This window comes from Wolbachia endosymbiont of Drosophila barbarae, from assembly GCF_044752445.1.
Classification (GTDB): domain Bacteria; phylum Pseudomonadota; class Alphaproteobacteria; order Rickettsiales; family Anaplasmataceae; genus Wolbachia; species Wolbachia pipientis.
On the sequence record NZ_JBIXJM010000036.1, the window covers coordinates 1 to 758 of the forward strand.

The window sequence follows — 758 nt, forward strand, 5'->3', positions numbered from 1 at the left end:
CAATTTCATCAAAATGAATGTTTTTCCCGCTTGGTAAGTATAATCCTTCTAGGTCAAGCGTTACTTTTCCCTCTTTTACTTCTGTAATTTTTACTTTTTCTAATTTAAACCTTTTTTCCCATTTTTCCAAAGCTTCTGCTGTTGCTGCATATATCTCAAGTGTTAAATCTCTATTTATCGGTTTATCAACTAATTCAAGTAGTCTTGAACCATAACTTCTCCTCATTATTCTACTGTTTACTGGAGTGGTTAATATATCAATTATTGATTGTTTAAGATGGTCTAAACCTTCCAATTCCTTTCCACTAGTAGCACTCATACCACGCATCTTTTTTACCCTACAAATACATTTTTGCTATTACCCATCACATAAAAACCACACGATACTAAATCTTCTGTTCTCGCTACACCAATACCATTCACAAGTACTCTGTTTGAACCTTGTACTATCATCTCTCCCAGAGTTACATTATCACCTTTTCGACACACAGATCTTCCCTTTTCAAAAACATTGCTGCTTCCACTCATACAAACATGAGCTGGTATCCCACTACAATAATCTCCTATACAAACTACTGCTTTTCCCATGTATTTTTTAATTTAGGTCTATTCTGCTTCCTTTCAGTTTTATTCCACTTTTTGTCATTTCTATACTTGATCCCCCAGCTTTCAGTGTTATTTTGTCTACTACTTCAATCTCTAAATGATGTTTATCTTTATCGTATGACAACTTTGTTCCATCTTGAAATGTTAAGCTA

2 protein-coding genes and 1 pseudogene are annotated in these 758 nt (G+C 33.8%); all 3 read right to left on the reverse strand.

Going from position 1 to position 758, the window contains the following annotated elements:
* The coding region (locus ACIPNH_RS00430; protein WP_400770844.1) for a GPW/gp25 family protein at window positions 1-328 on the reverse strand (328 nt) is incomplete at its 3' end.
* Between the two features lie 5 nt (window positions 329-333).
* Complete coding sequence (locus tag ACIPNH_RS00435) at window positions 334-588, reverse strand: PAAR domain-containing protein (RefSeq protein WP_400770847.1); 255 nt, start codon at window positions 586-588, stop codon at window positions 334-336.
* Window positions 589-595: 7 nt separating this feature from the next.
* A pseudogene (locus ACIPNH_RS00440) lies at window positions 596-758 on the reverse strand (phage baseplate assembly protein V); the annotation flags it as partial.

What these genes read in the sequence shown, in the direction of transcription:
- ACIPNH_RS00435 (WP_400770847.1), bottom strand. Translation starts at nt 588, where the DNA reads ATGGGAAAAGCAGTAGTTTGTATAGGAGATTATTGTAGTGGGATACCA.